The organism is Glaciimonas sp. OK215 (assembly GCF_057787885.1).
Map to the genome: position 1 here is coordinate 5,394,928 of NZ_CM173544.1, position 16,707 is coordinate 5,411,634.

Genomic DNA, 16,707 nt, shown 5'->3' on the forward strand with positions numbered 1-16,707 from the left:
GATGATTGGATTTGTCAGACTGCCTTATGGGCAGCGGATTTTTGATTCGGCGCTGAAGCTTTTTTGCTGGCTTCGTTTTTTTGTTCAGGCTGATTGCTGCGGTAGCTTTCGATCAGGCGATCAAAACCCGCCTGGGCGCGCTCTTCACTACCGGCTTTTTTCAGGAAACGGGCATCGTGATGCAGGCCGAGTATCAGCCCGTACATTTCGTAGACCAGTTGCTCGGCATCGGTATCGGCGCGCAGATGACCAGCTTCAATCGCCTGCAGCACGCAACGGTGCAAGGCTTGTTGCCAGGTCCGCACCATCGACACCAGCTGGTCGCGGATGGCACCGGGGCGATCATCGTATTCAACCGCGCCGCTGATATAAATGCAGCCGGATGAAATTTCAATCGTGACCTGCTTGATCCAGCGCGCAAACATGCCGCGCAAGCGTGGCAGGCCGCGCGCTTCCTTGATGCTCGGATAAAATACTTCTTGCTCGAAATGACGGTGGTACAGCTTGACGACTTCGATCTGCAAATCTTCGCGCGAGCCAAAATGCGCGAACACGCCAGACTTGCTCATGCTCATTTTCTCAGCCAGCAAACCTATCGTCAGACCTTCCAGGCCGTCGCGCTGGGCGAGGCTGAGTGCAACATCAAGAATCGCTGCACGCGTCAGCTCGCCTTTTCGCATAAACTTGGGCGGCGTTTCTGTGATCGAGTGTGCCACAATAGTCCTGTCTTTTTAGGTCATAGTGTAAGTAACAACGTCATCAGCAAATAATGCGAACGACCGTACTATTATGCACCAGAAAGCAAATGTCAAACAGCGACTTAGAGGATGAGTTCTATTGATAGCCGGTGCGCACTGGACTGCCCTGGCAACGGTGATAGCGCCGCCATGGAAGTGACTCGCATGGACGAGGGAAACCACCCTGAAACGATATCAATACGTCAACCACAACTAATAGCCCGGGATCGCATTGCGTGAGATCGCCGGAACACTTCCGGCATTCCCGCGGTTTTACTGTTGATTTTTATCCAGCAATCGGCGATCACGCTTGGTGGGGCGTCCTTTTATCATCATGGTCGGCTCATGGAAGAATTTTCGGTCTTCCGCAACCGCCATGCGCTTGCTGACACTCCGTTCGGTCTCCAGATACAAGGTCTGCGCAATAACGGCCGAGCCGCGCACATCGGCGAGACGCTGCACTGCGACCTCCCATTCATTGGCGCCATTATCGATCTCCAGCGTGTCGCCAACTTTTACATTGCGCGCGGGCTTGACGCGCTCGCCGTTGAGCCTGACTTTACCGGTAAGAACCGCATCGGTAGCCAGCGAACGTGTTTTAAAAAAGCGCGCCGCCCATAACCATTTATCGATACGTACTGCGTCAATGAAATTATGCATACCTATACCGCTCCAGAATCGTCAAACAGGATTATCGATATCAATAAAGCGATGTTGCAAGCCGAAGCGCTCAGCCAGATGACGGCCCAACGCTTGCACGCCATAACGCTCGGTCGCGTGATGACCGGCCGCCAAATAAGCGACACCGGATTCGCGCGCCAGATGCACCGTCGGCTCGGAAATCTCACCGCTGATATACGCGCTGGCTCCCGCTGCAATCGCATCCCCCAGAAAATTCTGCGCAGCGCCGGTGCACCAGGCAATCTGCCCGAGTACTTGCGCCGGGTCGCCAATCAGCGTCGGTTGACGTCCGAGTTTGCTCGCAATCAATTGCGCCAATTCACCTGCCGTCTTCACAGCCGGATCGGCTACCGTGCCCAACCAGCCAAGGCTATCCTCGCCGAAACGGCCATTCGGAAGCAATCCAAGTTGCTGCGCCAGTTGCACGTTATTGCCCAACTCCGGATGCGAATCGAGCGGCAAATGGTAGGCAAACAGATTAATGTCGTGCGTCAGCAGCAATTTCAGTCTATTGTGTTTGGGTCCGACCACGCGTGCGTCCTCACCCCGCCAGAAATAACCGTGATGCACAAGAATCGCATCCGCCCCCGCTTCAACCGCCGCCTGCAGCAAAGCCTGGCTGGCAGTGACACCGGTAATCAAGGTAGAGATTTCAGCGCGTCCTTCCACCTGCAGGCCATTTGGGCAATAATCACGGTATTGTGTAATATTTAGCGTTTCCGCTAGATATTTTGCAAGATCCACGCGACTTACGGACTTTTGACTCACCAACTCTTGGCTCATTCTTTTACCTCTATATGCGACGTTTCTGGCTATTGTTTGCTCAAACCGTAACTATCGGCTTGGCGATTTGGTTCATTGTAACGACCCTGAAACCCGATTGGGTGAACGGCCCGTTGGGCGGCGGTACGCGGCTACACATCGCCACGTCCAATGTCCCGCTGCAGGAGGCCCCCCTTGGCACAACGATACAGGGCTCGTATCGCGCTGCCTCGATACGGGCCATGCCGTCGGTGGTAAATATCTTTACCAGCAAGGAAGCCAAGCCGTCCAGCAACCCGTTCCTGCAAGATCCGTTGTTCAAGAAATACTTTGGCGACCGCTCCGAGGAACCGGAAGAAAAACAGTCCAGCCTGGGCTCGGGCGTGATTGTCAGTGCGCAGGGCTATATTCTGACCAATAACCACGTGGTCGAAGCAGCTGACGAAATCGAAGTGGCGCTGGCCGATGGTCGCAAAGCCTCGGCGAAAGTGGTCGGCACCGATCCCGACACCGATCTGGCAGTGATCAAGATCGACCTGCCAAATCTACCGGCGATCACGCTCGGCCACGTCGATCAAGCTAGCGTCGGCGACGTGGTATTGGCGATCGGCAATCCTTTTGGCGTGGGCCAGACCGTCACCATGGGAATTATTTCCGCGCTTGGCCGCAGTCATCTCGGCATCAATGCGTTCGAGAATTTCATTCAAACGGATGCAGCCATCAATCCCGGCAATTCAGGCGGCGCTTTGGTCGATACCAACGGCAATCTGCTCGGCATCAACACCGCCATTTACTCACGTACCGGCGGCTCGCTCGGTATTGGTTTTGCGATCCCGGTCTCGACTGCCAAAACCGTCATGGAATCGATCATCAACACCGGCAGCGTAGTACGCGGCTATATCGGTGTCGAACCGCAAGACATCACACCGGAACTGGCAGAGAGCTTTGGCCTGACCCAAAAGACCGGTGCGATTATTGCCGGCGTCCTGAAAAACGGCCCGGCCGACAAAGCAGGCATGAAACCGGGCGATATTCTGGTGGCAATTAATGAAAGCCCGGTTGCCGATACTACCGACTTGCTCAACGTGGTGGCAAAATTTGCACCCGGCAGCAAAGTTAAAATGACGGTAATTCGCAAGACGAAACAGTTGTCGATTCCGCTGACGATAGGCAAGCGCCCGGTCACCAAACACCAAGAACAAGAATAGAAAGAAGCCGATGCACGTGCGTGACCTGACGCAGTTCCTGGCCGAATTATCGGAAAACAATAACCGCGCCTGGTTCGTGATGAACAAGCCGCGCTACGATATTTTGCGGGCCGAGTTTCTCGAGTTGGTGATTCGTCTGATCGGCGAAATCATCAAATTCGATCCTGCCGTCGCTGCCTGCAATCCTAAAAAAGCGCTGTTCAGGATCAACCGCGACATGCGCTTTTCACATGACAAAGATCCATATAAAACCACCTTTTCTGCGGCAATTACCGCCAGCGGCCTGAAGCGGCCTAGTCAAGGCGGTGGTCCCATGTATTATTTCCATGTGAATGCCGAAGGCATGCTGCTGATCGCCGCCGGCGAATACATTCCACCGCCTGACCGCTTGCGCGCCATCCGTCAGCAAGTCGTCAGCGATGGCACCGGCTTTGGCAAGCTATTGAAAAACAAAAAGCTGCTGGCAAGTTACGGCAGCCTGCAAACCCGCGAGCAACTGGTACGCCCGCCCAAAGGTTTTGACGCCGAATCGCCGCATATCGACTACATCAGGCTGAAAAGTTTTATCGTGCGCAGGGAACAACCGCTAAAGAAGATGCTGGGAGATGAGTTGCAGCAGGAATTGGTGCGCAGTTTCAAGGACGCTTATCCGCTGGTAAATTGGCTGCGGCAGATAAACACCCCGGTCTGATCCGGTAGTCGGTCCAGTTAAATTGGCGCGGGGACCGGAGTCGCTTATACAACTAGTGCCATCAAATGGTTTCTTCAGTGTCCTCGGGCGCCTGAGTTGCCTTGACGAACATCGGTGCAACCAGCAGGCCGACTTCATACAGCAGGCACAACGGCACCGCCAACAGCATCTGACTCATGATGTCAGGCGGTGTGACGATCGCCGCAATGACGAACGCACCAACCACCACATACGGCCGGATCGCCTTGAGCTTTTCCAGCGAGACCAGGCCCATCCGCACCAGCACGATCACTACGATCGGCACTTCAAAAGTCAGGCCGAAAGCGATGAACATAGTCATCACAAAATCGAAATAGCTATCGATGTCCGGCGCGACTGAAATGGATTTCGGTGCGAAGTTGTTGATGAAGCGAAAAATCACCTTGAACACGAGGAAATAGCAGAAAGCGACGCCGGTAATGAACAAGGCGGACGACGAAACCACCAGCGGCGCAATCAACTTCTTTTCGTGGGTATACAAACCCGGCGCAATAAATGCCCACAATTGATACAGCACCCACGGCAAGGCAATCACAAACGCCACCATCAACGTCACCTTGACCGGAATCAGGAAGGGCGTGATGACGCCGGTAGCGATCATTTTGCTGCCCGTCGGCAGTGCCGCTATCATCGGTGCCGCCAGCAAGTCGTAGATGTGTGCGGCCCATGGCATCAGACACAGAAAGACCACAATAATCGCGATCGATGCCTTCATGATGCGATTGCGCAGCTCTACCAGATGCGAGATGAATGTTTCCTCGACACCGCTGGTTTTTTGTTCTTCAGTCATGGGGTCACTACAAAGATTTTTTGCAGACTAGCCTGCTTGCGCAAATTGGGGAAACCGGATGTGTTGGCGCCATCAGCAATGTTGCTGAATTGCATGCTCATGCGTAAAACGAGCCAGAATTTTTAACCGCGCTGACAGGTCGATACTTGGCAACACGTGCTGCGCCGGAAATTACGCGTACTTTGCGGCCACTCTGGTTTTTGTACCAGGCTGGAATCGCGCTATTTTTAGCCAGTTTCTTTTTACGGAAATTTTTGGCCTTGATCGCCAGTTGCTCCACATTCCCGGTAACCAAACTGTGGTCGCTGAGATCACCATCCCAGGCCGCATGCAGCGACTGCTTGGTATCCGAGATGCTGCGGGTGAAGCTTTGCTCGATGTCGCTGGCGGCTTCCTGCACGTCTTGCTGCATCTTGCGCAGTTCTTCCAGCTCAATCTCGCGACTAACCTCGGATTTGACCTCATTGATATACCGTTGCGCACGACCAAACAACGAGCCCGCCATGCGGGCCACGGTCGGCAATTTTTCCGGTCCGATAACAACCAGTGCAACGACGCCAATTACTGCGAGTTTCGTGAGGCCAATATCAATCATGAGGTGGTTGCGGCAAGCGCTAAGTCACACACCGGCAAAAAGAAGTTTTGCCGGTAGTGCTGACTCAGTTGCCGGTTTTATCCTGTTCTTTGGCTGCGACGTCGATGGTGGTCGGCTTGGCTGCTTCTGCCGCCTTCTCTTCTTCGCCTTTAACACCGTCTTTAAAACCTTTAACGGCCTTGCCCAGATCAGAACCCATATTGCCTATCTTTTTGGTACCGAATACCAGCATCACGATGACCAGCACTATCAACCAGTGCCAAATACTGAACGAACCCATAATTTCTCCTTGCCGAACCCGAATGTCCGGAACCTTCAATGACAACATTGCCAAACAATTATGCTCTGGCGCTGACGTCCGCTTAATTACTGCAATCCGTCACTAACATTCATTACGCGCATTTGAATTCTTGCTTTTGCCGTACCCCAGAAAATCAGTGCTGCCCCCTCCAGGGGCGCGGTCCACCGATCACATGCGCATGTAAATGATATACCTCTTGGCCGCCGGCAGGACCGGTGTTGAACAAAGTCTTGAAACCGCCGCTAGCCTGCCCCTGGGCGTCGATCTGATAACCGCAACCCAGTTCCTGGGCCAGACGCGGCACCAGCAGCAGCATTTTACCTAGCAACGCAGCATGCTGCTCGCCACAGTCTGCCAAAGTGGAAATATGCTGCTTCGGCACGATCAGAAAATGCACCGGCGCGGCGGGATTATGGTCATGAAAGGCCACCACGTCATCATCTTCATAAATCAGCTTGGACGGAATCTGTTTAGCAGCGATCTTGCAGAAAATACAGTTATCCAAATTATCTCCACTTATCAAATTTGTCAGAGGCACCAAAACTCAGGTTTTACCTTCGTTGGCTTCCTGTTGTTCTCGCGCAATCAGCTTGCGATTGGCTTTTTCCTCGATCCCTGACAAGCCCTCGCGGCGTGCCAGTTCATTCAGCACATCCTGCGGCGTCAAGTCGAACTGCGCCAGCAAGATCATCGAATGAAACCAGAGATCGGCGCATTCGTACAACACATGCGACTTGTCGCCGTCCACCCGCGCATCTTTGGCTGCCATCACGGTTTCCGTGGCTTCTTCGCCGATTTTTTTCAAAATCGCATCGTCGCCCTTGGAAAACAGGCGTGCGATATACGATTTTTCCGGATCCCCGCCATTCGCCAGCTTACGCGATTCAATGACCTCGGCCAGCCGCCGTAAGGTTTCACTCATGATGCAGACTCATTGTTCATTTATAAATCGTCTCAGGATTTTTCAGGACCGGCTCGACCGCACTCCAGGTGCCATCTTTCTCCGAACCTTCAAACTTTTGAAAGAAGCAGGAGTGGCGACCGGTGTGACAAGCGATACCATCCGCTTGCTCCACTTTCAGCAACACTACATCTTCGTCGCAATCGAGGCGGATTTCATGCACCTTTTGCACGTGACCCGACTCTTCTCCTTTATGCCACAGCTTCTTGCGCGAACGGCTCCAGTACACCGCCTCGCCAAGGGCCACGGTTTTTGCGAGTGCGTCGCGATTCATCCAGGCGAACATCAGCACGTCGCCAGAACCGACTTCCTGGGCGATGACCGGCACCAGGCCGTGCTCATCCCATCTCACCTTGTTTAACCAGGTCACGCTCATGCCAGCCTCATCGGAATCTGTTGTGCGGCCATGAAGCGCTTCGCCTCTTGCACCGTATGCTGCCCATAATGGAAAATGCTGGCCGCCAAAACTGCATCGGCACGACCGATCTTGATACCGTCTGCCAGATCCTGCAAACCACCAACGCCGCCGGACGCAATCACCGGGATCGTCACCGCATTCGAGACATTGCTGGTCAGCGCCAGATCGAAGCCGACCTTGGTGCCATCGCGATCCATGCTGGTCAGCAGGATTTCACCGGCGCCCAGTTGTTCCATTTTTTGCGCCCATTCGATCGCGTCCAGTCCGGTTGCCTTGCGGCCGCCGTGGGTAAATACTTCCCACTTGCCGGGTGCGGTCTGTTTCGCGTCGATTGCCACCACGATGCATTGCGAGCCGTACTTGCTGGCGGCATCCGCCACCAACTGCGGGTTGGTCACTGCCGACGTATTGATGCTGACCTTATCGGCACCGGCATTGAGCAAGCGGCGCACATCGGAAACCACGCGCACACCGCCGCCGACCGTCAACGGAATGAATACCTGCGAGGCCACTGCTTCGATGATGTCGAGAATCAGATCGCGATTGTCGGACGAGGCGGTAATGTCGAGAAAGGTAATCTCGTCCGCGCCCTGCTCATCATAGCGACGGGCAATTTCGACCGGGTCGCCGGCATCGCGCAGCTCAGTAAAGTTAACGCCCTTGACGACCCGCCCATTGGTCACATCGAGACAGGGGATGATGCGTTTAGCGAGAGTCATGGCTGCTCAGCGTCAGGCTGCTCCAACAAATTTTCTTCGATGTCGACGAACCCGGTCAGCTCATCGGCACGCTCCTGCGCACTGCGCAAATCGAGTGTGCCTTCATAGATCGAACGACCGCAGATGACCCCTTCGATGCCTTCGTCCTGCACTTCGCACAAGGCTTCGACGTCGTTAATGTCGTGCACGCCGCCCGAGGCAATCACAGGAATCGTCACGCTTTGCGCCAGTTTCACGGTTGCCTCGATATTCACGCCGCCCATCATGCCGTCACGGCCGATATCGGTGTAGATGATCGCGTTGCAGCCGTAATCTTCGAATTTCTTGGCGAGGTCGATGACTTCGTGGCCGGATAATTTACTCCAGCCATCGGTGGCCACTTTGCCATCCTTGGCATCCAGGCCAACGATGATCTGTCCCGGGAAAGCGCTACAGGCATCGTGCAAAAAGCCCGGATTCTTGACCGCAGCAGTACCGATGATGATGTAGCTAAGGCCGCCGTCAAGATAGCGTTCGATGGTATCCAGATCGCGAATGCCGCCACCCAGTTGCACCGGAATTTCGTCGATACCGTGGGCTATGGCGAATTCCCGCACCGACTTGATGATGGATTTTACGGCGGACTCGTTTTTCGGCTTTCCGGCGAAAGCACCGTTCAGGTCAACCAGATGCAGGCGGCGTGCACCCTGCTCCAGCCAATGCAGCGCCATTTGGCCCGGATCATCGGAAAATACAGTGGCTTGGTCCATATCGCCTTGTTTCAGGCGAACACAGTGACCGTCTTTCAGGTCGATGGCAGGTATCAGCAGCATGGCTACGGTATGAAGGGAAAGTTAGAGAAATAAATATGCGTATAAGCGGAACCGGTCCGCTCGGCGCGATCAGGGATTCCAGTAAACAAAGTTCTTGTATAGCTGCAAACCAGCGGAGGCACTTTTCTCCGGATGGAACTGCGTCGCAAAAATATTATCACGTGCAACCGCACAACTGAATGGTGCACCATAGTTAGTCTCGCCAACCGCGTGCGCCGGGTCTGCCGGCACCGCGTAATAACTATGGACAAAATAGAAATACGCGTCGTCAGCAACATCTGCCCACAACGGATGGGAGCGCGACTGATGAACCCGGTTCCAGCCCATTTGCGGTACCTTGAAACGCGAACCGTCTTCCTGTAGCTGGCCATCCAGGCGGAAACGCACTACCTTGCCTGGCAACAAGCCCAGACCGGGCGTATCGCCCTCTTCGCTCCAGTCAAACAACATTTGCTCGCCAATGCACACACCAAATAGCGGCTTGCTGCGCGCAGCTTCCAGCACCGCATCCTGTACGCCGGAGTCGCGCAAGCTGCGCATGCAATCCGGCATTGCCCCCTGGCCCGGCAAGACAATTCTGTCTGCCGCCTGAATATCTGCTACTTCACCGGAAATGCGGACGTCGGCTTCGGGCGCTACATGGCGTAGCGCTTGCGCCACCGAGCGCAAATTGCCCACGCCATAGTCAACCACAACAATTTTGTTCATGATAAAAAAGTAAGTCCGGAGATGGAATGCCGCTTGCTATTATTCAAAGGATACTGGTTCGACGGGCCAACCAGAATAATCAATATCAGACGAATTAACAACAGCCTGGCGGCCTACAGACTGCCTTTGGTCGAAGGAATCGTGCCAGCCGAGCGTGGGTCGAGTTCGGCCGCCATGCGCAGTGCGCGGCCAAAGGCCTTGAACACGGTTTCGCATTGATGGTGAGCGTTATCGCCGCGCAGATTGTCGATATGCAAAGAGACCAGGGCGTGATTCACAAAGCCCTGGAAAAATTCATGTATCAAATCAACATCGAGCGAACCTATCATCGCGCGCTTGAACGGCACGTGGAACTCCAGGCCGGGACGACCGGAAAAATCGATGACGACGCGCGACAGCGCTTCGTCCAGCGGTACATACGCATGACCGTAACGACGAATCCCCTTCTTGTCGCCGATCGCCTTGGCAACAGCCTGGCCCAGCGTAATGCCGACGTCCTCTACTGTGTGGTGCGCGTCAATATGCAAATCACCCACGGCTTCGACTTCGATATCAATCAGCCCGTGACGCACAATTTGATCCAGCATGTGGTCAAGGAAAGGCACACCGGTGTTCAGCTTTTGCTGGCCGGTACCGTCCAGATTGATGGCGACGCGGATTTGCGTCTCGTTGGTGTTGCGAGTGATCGCTGCGGTGCGGGGCGTAGACATGTTCAGATTGAGACCAAAGTTACGATGGAAGACGCTTGGAGGGCGTCCCGAATGAGTAATGCGAGTAGTTTGTTGCGCACCGCCCGGGTATGGGGGGCCCTATTCAGAATACCCCGCCATTTTACCGGGATTTTGGCGCAGGAATCGACTGCGGGCGGATTATCCTAGAAACGGCAGTTGACCGCTTGGAGCTACCTATAAGAGATTGAATAAATTGAATATTTCTTTAATCAATACATTCACCTTTTGGGTGACCACGCTACCAGCACGATTGCACATTTTTCCGGCTCCCTGGCGTCGTTGCTCCTCCTTGCAGAATGCAGTCTGCCGCGTCGTCGCGCCTAGCCAGAAAGCCGGAAAAACGCACACTCATGCCGGTCCAACTACCGTTCCTAGGATTGGAAACCCCGTTTTCATCAGCATTCCAACTATTCCCCACAGGAAACCCGGGGCAGCACCGGCTCAGCTGGCTTGTGGCCATCGAGTTGTGCCAAACGCTGTTCGATCAGGGCACAATATTCAGGATTTAATTCGAAGCCGACGAAGTTGCGTTTGCAACGCCGCGCCGCCACCGCCGTCGTGCCGCTTCCCATAAACGGGTCCAGCACCACGCCGCCCGGCGGACAGGAAGCCTTGATCATGCGCTCGACAATTTCCAGCGGCTTCTGGGTTGGATGATCAGCGCGCTCGCGATGTTCGCGATGCAGGCGCGACACGCTCCAGACATCCTTGGGGTTATAGCCAAGCTCCAGCCATTTGGCACCGACGAAAATGGAGCGCGAACGAGCTTTCTTGGTCTCGGCGTCGTAGGGAATCCGAATCGCATCCAGATCGAAATAATGGTCTTTGGCGCGCGCAAAAAATCCTATCGTGTCATGCACTGACGAGTAGCGCCGAACGCCGCCTCCCATGGAGGGTACCCGGCGGTCCCAGATAATCTCGTTGAGCATCGTCATGCGCTGCTTCAGCATCACGAAAATTTCCGGCGAGTAACGCCAGGTCAGGAAAATGTACAGGCTGCCGTTCGGCTTCAATTTGGGTAGCGCCGCGTCGATCCACTCTTCGGTCCAGCGCAGATAGGCAACGGTATCCAGCTTATCGGAATCGTTGCCGTAATCCTTACCCAGGCCATATGGCGGATCGGCGATCAGCAAGTCAACCGAGCCATCCGGAATCCGCGCCATGCCTTGCAGCGCGTCCTCACCATAAATCCGGTTCTGCCAACTCTGCATGTCAGCCACGCTGCGCGGTCATTTGGCGCCGTCTTGCAAGCGATACTCCGCTGAGCGCGCGTGCGCCTGCAGGCCTTCGCCATAGGCCAGTTCGGCAGCAATCCTGCCTAAGGTCTGCGCACCTGCTTCGCTGATATTCATCATGCTGGAACGCTTTTGAAAGTCATACACACCGAGCGGCGATGAAAAGCGTGCGGTACGCGACGTCGGCAACACGTGATTCGGGCCGGCGCAATAATCGCCCAACGACTCTGAGGAGAAACGGCCGAGGAACATGGCGCCGGCGTGACGAATACGATCGGCCCATTGCTGCGGTTCGGCGGCAGAGATTTCCAGATGTTCGGCCGCGATCAGATTGGCGATCTCGCACGCGTGATCCATGTCGCGTACGCAAATCAGCGCGCCGCGGTTGGTCAGCGAGGTGCGGATGACTGCATGCCTCGGCATGTCCGCCAATTGGCGGTTGATGCTGGCTTCGACCCTGGCAATGTAAGCGGGATCCGGGCACAACAAAATCGACTGCGCCAACTCGTCGTGTTCGGCTTGCGAAAACAGATCCATGGCGATCCAGTCGGGATCGGTAGTGCCGTCGCAAATGACTAGAATTTCCGATGGCCCGGCGATCATGTCAATGCCGACGGTGCCGAAGACGCGGCGCTTGGCAGCGGCGACGTAGGCATTCCCGGGACCGACGATCTTGTCGACCTGCGGAATAGTCGCCGTACCATAAGCCAGTGCGCCCACTGCCTGTGCGCCACCGATGGTGAATACCCGATCAACGCCGGCGATCGCAGCAGCTGCCAGCACCAGTGCGTTTTTAACGCCGTCCGGCGTCGGTACCACCATGATGATTTCCTGCACACCGGCAACCTTGGCCGGAATCGCATTCATCAGGACCGACGACGGATAGGCAGCCTTGCCGCCCGGCACATAGATGCCGACACGATCGAGTGGCGTGACTTTTTGACCGAGTACGGTGCCGTCCGCTTCGGTATAACTGAAGCCATCCGAACCGCACTCCTGCTTCTGACGCTGATGATAGGCACGCACCCGGTCGGCGGCAGCCTGCAACGCCGCCCGACGTGCCGGCGCCAGTTGCAGCAACGCCGCCTGCAATTCGTCCTGCCCGATTTCGAGCGCCGCGACGCTGTCGGCGTCGAGTCGGTCAAAACGGTTGGTGTACTCCAGCACCGCGGCATCGCCGCGCGCTTTGACATCTGCCAGGATCTGCGCGGCCGCCTGATCGATGGCAGCGTCTTCACTCGCATCGAATGCCAGCAGAGCCGAAAGCTGCGCCTGGAAATCGGCGTCAGTGGCATCCAGTTTTCTGATTTTTATAGCCATCATCGCGCTCGTTGTGTTTGTCTCGTCGAAGCTTTCTCAATCGCTTCCAGAATCGGTTGCAGCCGCTCGCGCTTCAATTTCAATGCTGCCTGATTGACTACCAGACGCGAAGAGATGTCCATGATGTGCTCAACTTCGACCAAATGGTTGGCGCGCAAAGTGCTGCCGGTGCTGACCAGATCGACAATCGCATCCGCCAGACCGACCAGCGGCGCCAGTTCCATCGAACCGTACAATTTGATCAGGTCGACGTGCACGCCTTTGGCGGCAAAATGCTCGCGTGCGGTCAGCAAATATTTGGTGGCGACGCGCAGACGCGCGCCCTGGCGCACGGCGTTCGCGTAATCGAAGCCGGCCGACACCGCGACCGACATGCGGCACTTGGCGATGTTCAAATCGATAGGCTGATACAAGCCTTCGCCACCATGCTCGAGCAACACATCCTTGCCCGCCACACCCAAATCGGCGGCACCGTACTGGACATAGGTCGGCACATCGGATGCGCGCACGATAATGACGTTGACCAGCGGATCATTGGTCGGCAGGATCAGCTTGCGCGACGTTTCCGGATTTTCGGTAACGACAATGCCGGCTGCCGCCAGCAACGGCAACGTCTCTTCAAAGATGCGGCCTTTGGACAACGCCAGGGTTAATTTCTGACTCATTTGCTTCTTTCAGTCACTTCAATCGAGTTACTTTATGCGTTCAATCTTGGCACCCACTGCCGACAACTTGCGCTCCATTTGATCGTAACCACGATCCAGATGGTAAATCCGTTCAATCAGCGTTTCGCCCTGTGCCACCAGGCCTGCGATGACCAGCGATGCCGACGCACGCAAGTCAGTCGCCATCACCGGTGCGCCAAACAGTTTGTCAACGCCTTTGATGATCGCGGTATTGCCCTGAATGTCAATCGCGGCGCCGAGTCGGTTCATTTCCTGTACATGCATGAAGCGGTTTTCAAAAATCGTTTCGGTCACATGACTGGTGCCGTCCGCAATCAGATTCATGGCCATGAATTGCGCCTGCATGTCGGTCGGGAAACCCGGATACTCGGTGGTACGGAAGCTGACTGCCTTTGGACGTGCCGCCATCTGTACCCGAATCCAGTCGTCGCCGGAGGTCAGGATGACACCGGCATCGCGCAATTTGTCGAGCGCCACGTCCAGCGTACGGCTGCGGGTATTTTTCAGCAGGACATCGCCGCCGGTCGCCGCCACGGCGCACAGGAAAGTGCCGGTTTCAATACGATCGGCAATCACCGCATGCGCTGCGCCGTGCAATTTGTCGACGCCTTGAATCACCAGACGGTCAGTACCGATGCCTTCAATCCTGGCACCCATCGCCACCAGCAAATTGGCGAGGTCACCCACTTCCGGCTCACGTGCGGCATTTTCGAGTATGGTTTGACCGTCCGCCAGCGTCGCTGCCATCAGCAAATTTTCGGTGCCGGTAACGGTAATCATGTCGGTAACGACACGCGCACCTTTCAGCTTCTTGGCTTTGGCGTGGATGTAACCGGCTTCGATGCTGATCTCGGCACCCATCGCTTGCAAGCCCTTGATGTGCTGATCGACCGGACGCGAGCCAATCGCGCAACCTCCTGGCAACGACACTTTGGCTTCGCCAAAACGCGCCAGCAATGGTCCCAACACCAGAATCGACGCGCGCATGGTTTTCACCATCTCGTAGGGCGCTTCCAGATTGCTGATGGCATCACCCTGCAACATCACCGCATGGTCTTCCTGCTTGGCCTTCAATCCCATCTGACGCAGCAACTTCAGCATGGTCGAGACATCGTGCAGATTCGGCACGTTGCTCAAATCCAGCTGATCCGAGGTCAGCAGACCGGCGCACAGTATCGGCAGCGCAGCATTCTTGGCGCCGGAAATAGTGATTTCACCGGACAGGCGGTTACCGCCTTGAATCAATAATTTATCCATAGTTTGTCTTCTTAACTTTGATCAGAGGCTAGCGGGCTCTATTTTTGAAATTCTTCAGGTGTCAGGGTCTTCATCGACAGCGCATGGATTTCTTCGCGCATGCGGTCACCCAACGCTGCATAGACTATCTGGTGACGCTGAATCAGCCGTTTGCCGGAAAACGCGTCCGACACAATCACCGCGGTGAAATGCTGTCCATCGCCATCGACTTCCAGATGCGAACAGGCGAGACCGGCTGCAATGTAACTTTTGACGAGTTCGGGTGTGGGAAACATAATTAAAACCTGACTGATTTAAAAACTGTATTGGATTAGTGGCGTAACTTGTAGCCGCGCTTCAACATCTGTACCGCCAGCGTCGCCAAAACCATCAGGAACACCGAAATGATGCCGAAACTAATGAGCGGATTAACGTCCGACTGACCGAAAAAGCCGTAACGGAAACCATCAATCATATAAAAGAACGGATTGAAATGGGAAACCACTTGCCAAAACGGCGGCAACGAATGAATCGAATAAAACACGCCGGCCAGAAATGTCGCTGGCATGATCAGGAAGTTCTGGAACGCCGCCAGTTGATCAAACTTGTCAGCCCAGATCCCCGCAATCAATCCCATGGTGCCGAGAAATGCCGCACCCAATATCGCAAAAATGACGATCCACCATGGCGCATCGAATGACAAATTAACGAAAAATCCAGTGATCAGCAACACACCGCCGCCGACCATGACCCCGCGCACAACCGACGCCAGCACGTAGCCGCCGAACAGCTCCCAGTGCGACAACGGCGGCAATAATACGAACACCAGATTGCCGGTCATTTTGGATTGCGCCAGTGAAGACGACGTATTTGCGAAGGCATTCTGCAACACACTCATCATTACCAGCCCTGGAACCAGAAACGCGGTGTACTGCACGCCGGGATACACCTCGACATGACCTTTCAGCGTGTGGCCGAAGATCAGCAGATACAGCATCGCGGTCAGAATCGGTGCAGCGACGGTCTGTGTGGCGACCTTCCAGAAGCGCAGGACCTCTTTATAAAACAGCGTTTGAAAACCGATCACTGAGCACCGCCCGCGTTTATTCCGTCCACGCTTGTACCGTCCATAATCTGCAAAAACACATCCTCCAGATCGGCCTGCTGCAAATGCATGTCGCCGATCACTACACCGGCTGTCCGCAAGGTCGCCAATATCGGTTCCACCTCGTGGTATTCGGTGACCCGCAACGCAAACTTGCCTGCCGCATCATTACTTCCGGCCGGCAGCACCAACGACCGCAACGGCTCCGGCAACAAGGTTCCGGGAGCCAGATGCAGCAGCAATTGCGAACCCGAAATCCGTTTCAGCAACGCCGCAGTCGTGTCCAGCGCAACCACTTTGCCCCGCTTCAGCATGGCGATCCGGTTGCATTGCTCCTGGGCTTCTTCGAGGTAGTGGGTGGTCAGGACCACGGTATGACCATCGCGATTGAGCTGCGAAATAAACTTCCACAAGGTCTGGCGCAATTCGACATCGACACCGGCAGTCGGCTCATCGAGCACAATCACCGGCGGCTTGTGGACCAGCGCTTGCGCTACCAGCACACGGCGTTTCATGCCGCCCGACAGCGCCCGCATGTTGACATCGGCCTTGTTGGTCAGATCGAGATTTTCCATTACCTCGTCGATCCATTTGTCATTGTTTTTGAGTCCGAAATATCCGGACTGCAAACGCAAAGTTTCACGTACCGTGAAAAATGGATCAAACACTAATTCTTGCGGCACCACGCCAAGCTTCCTGCGCGCGTTCCGGTAGTCGTTGACGACGTCGTGACCGTGAATGTTGACGCTGCCGGAATCCGGCCGATTCAAGCCGGCAATGATCGAAATCAAGGTGGTCTTGCCGGCGCCGTTAGGCCCAAGCAAACCAAAGAACTCGCCTTCTTCAATGTTCAGCGAAACCCCATCCAATGCCTGGAGCGACTGGTAGCGTTTCTTGACATTGGTAATTTGAATGGCCGCCATAGTGGCTCGATTAACTCTAAAAAGGATAGCGCGCAAGGTGGCTGCAACC

Annotated in this window: 22 protein-coding genes; 2 read left to right on the forward strand and 20 right to left on the reverse strand. The window is 55.2% G+C overall.

What is annotated here, in order from left to right:
* Window positions 1–14 precede the first annotated feature (14 nt).
* From AC3CHX_RS24855 to AC3CHX_RS24865, 3 genes are all read right to left on the reverse strand, one after another.
* Entirely contained in the window at window positions 15–680 is a 666-nt protein-coding gene (locus AC3CHX_RS24855; protein ID WP_488630635.1) for a TetR/AcrR family transcriptional regulator, read from the reverse strand.
* A gap of 330 nt (window positions 681–1,010) precedes the next feature.
* Window positions 1,011–1,397: an RNA-binding S4 domain-containing protein gene (locus tag AC3CHX_RS24860; protein ID WP_488630636.1), complete on the reverse strand. Its 387-nt coding sequence runs from the start codon at window positions 1,395–1,397 to the stop codon at window positions 1,011–1,013.
* A gap of 21 nt (window positions 1,398–1,418) precedes the next feature.
* Complete coding sequence (locus AC3CHX_RS24865) at window positions 1,419–2,201, reverse strand: Nif3-like dinuclear metal center hexameric protein (protein ID WP_488630637.1); 783 nt, start codon at window positions 2,199–2,201, stop codon at window positions 1,419–1,421.
* Window positions 2,202–2,215: 14 nt separating this feature from the next.
* Here AC3CHX_RS24865 and AC3CHX_RS24870 point away from each other — a divergent pair, with 14 nt between their 5' ends.
* Both AC3CHX_RS24870 and AC3CHX_RS24875 read left to right on the forward strand, forming a co-directional pair.
* Window positions 2,216–3,388 carry a Do family serine endopeptidase gene (locus AC3CHX_RS24870; RefSeq protein WP_488630638.1) on the forward strand — a complete coding sequence of 391 codons (1,173 nt, stop codon included), beginning with the start codon at window positions 2,216–2,218 and terminating at the stop codon, window positions 3,386–3,388.
* A 10-nt stretch (window positions 3,389–3,398) separates the two neighbouring features.
* The gene (locus tag AC3CHX_RS24875; protein WP_488630639.1) at window positions 3,399–4,079 is read left to right on the forward strand and encodes a DUF2461 domain-containing protein; all 681 of its coding nucleotides are present in this window, start codon (window positions 3,399–3,401) and stop codon (window positions 4,077–4,079) included.
* Window positions 4,080–4,140: 61 nt separating this feature from the next.
* On the opposite strand, the gene tatC is transcribed toward AC3CHX_RS24875, so the two are convergent.
* The 17 genes from tatC to AC3CHX_RS24960 all read right to left on the reverse strand — a co-directional run bounded on the left by tatC (window position 4,141) and on the right by AC3CHX_RS24960 (window position 16,658).
* Window positions 4,141–4,908 carry a twin-arginine translocase subunit TatC gene (gene tatC, locus AC3CHX_RS24880; protein WP_488630640.1) on the reverse strand — a complete coding sequence of 256 codons (768 nt, stop codon included), beginning with the start codon at window positions 4,906–4,908 and terminating at the stop codon, window positions 4,141–4,143.
* 97 nt (window positions 4,909–5,005) lie between these two features.
* The gene (tatB, locus tag AC3CHX_RS24885) at window positions 5,006–5,503 is read right to left on the reverse strand and encodes a Sec-independent protein translocase protein TatB (RefSeq protein WP_488630641.1); all 498 of its coding nucleotides are present in this window, start codon (window positions 5,501–5,503) and stop codon (window positions 5,006–5,008) included.
* A 64-nt stretch (window positions 5,504–5,567) separates the two neighbouring features.
* Window positions 5,568–5,783: a Sec-independent protein translocase subunit TatA gene (gene tatA, locus AC3CHX_RS24890; protein WP_488630642.1), complete on the reverse strand. Its 216-nt coding sequence runs from the start codon at window positions 5,781–5,783 to the stop codon at window positions 5,568–5,570.
* Window positions 5,784–5,937: 154 nt separating this feature from the next.
* A complete protein-coding gene (locus AC3CHX_RS24895; protein WP_488630643.1) occupies window positions 5,938–6,309 on the reverse strand; it encodes a histidine triad nucleotide-binding protein in 372 nt (123 codons plus the stop codon).
* A gap of 39 nt (window positions 6,310–6,348) precedes the next feature.
* Window positions 6,349–6,726 (reverse strand): phosphoribosyl-ATP diphosphatase, encoded by a 378-nt coding sequence (locus AC3CHX_RS24900; RefSeq protein ID WP_488630644.1) that lies wholly within the window; start codon window positions 6,724–6,726, stop codon window positions 6,349–6,351.
* Between the two features lie 16 nt (window positions 6,727–6,742).
* Window positions 6,743–7,141, reverse strand: a complete 399-nt coding sequence (gene hisI, locus AC3CHX_RS24905) for a phosphoribosyl-AMP cyclohydrolase (protein WP_488630645.1) — start codon at window positions 7,139–7,141, stop codon at window positions 6,743–6,745.
* Complete coding sequence (gene hisF, locus AC3CHX_RS24910) at window positions 7,138–7,902, reverse strand: imidazole glycerol phosphate synthase subunit HisF (protein WP_488630646.1); 765 nt, start codon at window positions 7,900–7,902, stop codon at window positions 7,138–7,140. The genes hisI and hisF overlap by 4 nt, the downstream gene beginning before the upstream one ends.
* Window positions 7,899–8,714, reverse strand: coding sequence for a 1-(5-phosphoribosyl)-5-[(5-phosphoribosylamino)methylideneamino]imidazole-4-carboxamide isomerase (gene hisA, locus AC3CHX_RS24915; protein ID WP_488630647.1), 816 nt, complete (start codon window positions 8,712–8,714; stop codon window positions 7,899–7,901). The genes hisF and hisA overlap by 4 nt, the downstream gene beginning before the upstream one ends.
* A gap of 69 nt (window positions 8,715–8,783) precedes the next feature.
* On the reverse strand, window positions 8,784–9,422 hold the full coding sequence (gene hisH, locus AC3CHX_RS24920; RefSeq protein WP_488630648.1) for an imidazole glycerol phosphate synthase subunit HisH: 639 nt from the start codon (window positions 9,420–9,422) through the stop codon (window positions 8,784–8,786).
* A gap of 113 nt (window positions 9,423–9,535) precedes the next feature.
* Window positions 9,536–10,132, reverse strand: coding sequence for an imidazoleglycerol-phosphate dehydratase HisB (hisB, locus tag AC3CHX_RS24925; RefSeq protein ID WP_488630649.1), 597 nt, complete (start codon window positions 10,130–10,132; stop codon window positions 9,536–9,538).
* Between the two features lie 428 nt (window positions 10,133–10,560).
* A complete protein-coding gene (locus tag AC3CHX_RS24930; RefSeq protein ID WP_488630650.1) occupies window positions 10,561–11,364 on the reverse strand; it encodes a DNA-methyltransferase in 804 nt (267 codons plus the stop codon).
* Between the two features lie 18 nt (window positions 11,365–11,382).
* The gene (hisD, locus tag AC3CHX_RS24935; RefSeq protein ID WP_488644927.1) at window positions 11,383–12,708 is read right to left on the reverse strand and encodes a histidinol dehydrogenase; all 1,326 of its coding nucleotides are present in this window, start codon (window positions 12,706–12,708) and stop codon (window positions 11,383–11,385) included.
* Window positions 12,708–13,373 carry an ATP phosphoribosyltransferase gene (gene hisG, locus AC3CHX_RS24940; protein ID WP_488630651.1) on the reverse strand — a complete coding sequence of 222 codons (666 nt, stop codon included), beginning with the start codon at window positions 13,371–13,373 and terminating at the stop codon, window positions 12,708–12,710. The genes hisD and hisG overlap by 1 nt, the downstream gene beginning before the upstream one ends.
* A gap of 27 nt (window positions 13,374–13,400) precedes the next feature.
* Window positions 13,401–14,651 carry a UDP-N-acetylglucosamine 1-carboxyvinyltransferase gene (murA, locus tag AC3CHX_RS24945; protein WP_488630652.1) on the reverse strand — a complete coding sequence of 417 codons (1,251 nt, stop codon included), beginning with the start codon at window positions 14,649–14,651 and terminating at the stop codon, window positions 13,401–13,403.
* 38 nt (window positions 14,652–14,689) lie between these two features.
* A complete protein-coding gene (locus AC3CHX_RS24950; RefSeq protein ID WP_488630653.1) occupies window positions 14,690–14,926 on the reverse strand; it encodes a BolA family protein in 237 nt (78 codons plus the stop codon).
* Between the two features lie 35 nt (window positions 14,927–14,961).
* On the reverse strand, window positions 14,962–15,717 hold the full coding sequence (locus tag AC3CHX_RS24955; RefSeq protein ID WP_488630654.1) for an ABC transporter permease: 756 nt from the start codon (window positions 15,715–15,717) through the stop codon (window positions 14,962–14,964).
* Window positions 15,714–16,658, reverse strand: a complete 945-nt coding sequence (locus AC3CHX_RS24960) for an ABC transporter ATP-binding protein (RefSeq protein ID WP_488630655.1) — start codon at window positions 16,656–16,658, stop codon at window positions 15,714–15,716. The genes AC3CHX_RS24955 and AC3CHX_RS24960 overlap by 4 nt, the downstream gene beginning before the upstream one ends.
* Window positions 16,659–16,707 lie beyond the last annotated feature (49 nt).

Coding starts and splice junctions, on each gene's coding strand:
- AC3CHX_RS24855 (WP_488630635.1), bottom strand. CDS start 680: ATGCGAAAAGGCGAGCTGACGCGTGCAGCGATTCTTGATGTTGCACTC.
- AC3CHX_RS24860 (WP_488630636.1), bottom strand. CDS start 1,397: ATGCATAATTTCATTGACGCAGTACGTATCGATAAATGGTTATGGGCG.
- AC3CHX_RS24865 (WP_488630637.1), bottom strand. CDS start 2,201: ATGAGCCAAGAGTTGGTGAGTCAAAAGTCCGTAAGTCGCGTGGATCTT.
- AC3CHX_RS24870 (WP_488630638.1), top strand. CDS start 2,216: ATGCGACGTTTCTGGCTATTGTTTGCTCAAACCGTAACTATCGGCTTG.
- AC3CHX_RS24875 (WP_488630639.1), top strand. CDS start 3,399: ATGCACGTGCGTGACCTGACGCAGTTCCTGGCCGAATTATCGGAAAAC.
- tatC (WP_488630640.1), bottom strand. CDS start 4,908: ATGACTGAAGAACAAAAAACCAGCGGTGTCGAGGAAACATTCATCTCG.
- tatB (WP_488630641.1), bottom strand. CDS start 5,503: ATGATTGATATTGGCCTCACGAAACTCGCAGTAATTGGCGTCGTTGCA.
- tatA (WP_488630642.1), bottom strand. CDS start 5,783: ATGGGTTCGTTCAGTATTTGGCACTGGTTGATAGTGCTGGTCATCGTG.
- AC3CHX_RS24900 (WP_488630644.1), bottom strand. CDS start 6,726: ATGAGTGAAACCTTACGGCGGCTGGCCGAGGTCATTGAATCGCGTAAG.
- hisI (WP_488630645.1), bottom strand. CDS start 7,141: ATGAGCGTGACCTGGTTAAACAAGGTGAGATGGGATGAGCACGGCCTG.
- hisF (WP_488630646.1), bottom strand. CDS start 7,902: ATGACTCTCGCTAAACGCATCATCCCCTGTCTCGATGTGACCAATGGG.
- hisA (WP_488630647.1), bottom strand. CDS start 8,714: ATGCTGCTGATACCTGCCATCGACCTGAAAGACGGTCACTGTGTTCGC.
- hisH (WP_488630648.1), bottom strand. CDS start 9,422: ATGAACAAAATTGTTGTGGTTGACTATGGCGTGGGCAATTTGCGCTCG.
- hisB (WP_488630649.1), bottom strand. CDS start 10,132: ATGTCTACGCCCCGCACCGCAGCGATCACTCGCAACACCAACGAGACG.
- AC3CHX_RS24930 (WP_488630650.1), bottom strand. CDS start 11,364: ATGCAGAGTTGGCAGAACCGGATTTATGGTGAGGACGCGCTGCAAGGC.
- hisD (WP_488644927.1), bottom strand. CDS start 12,708: ATGGCTATAAAAATCAGAAAACTGGATGCCACTGACGCCGATTTCCAG.
- hisG (WP_488630651.1), bottom strand. CDS start 13,373: ATGAGTCAGAAATTAACCCTGGCGTTGTCCAAAGGCCGCATCTTTGAA.
- murA (WP_488630652.1), bottom strand. CDS start 14,651: ATGGATAAATTATTGATTCAAGGCGGTAACCGCCTGTCCGGTGAAATC.
- AC3CHX_RS24950 (WP_488630653.1), bottom strand. CDS start 14,926: ATGTTTCCCACACCCGAACTCGTCAAAAGTTACATTGCAGCCGGTCTC.
- AC3CHX_RS24960 (WP_488630655.1), bottom strand. CDS start 16,658: ATGGCGGCCATTCAAATTACCAATGTCAAGAAACGCTACCAGTCGCTC.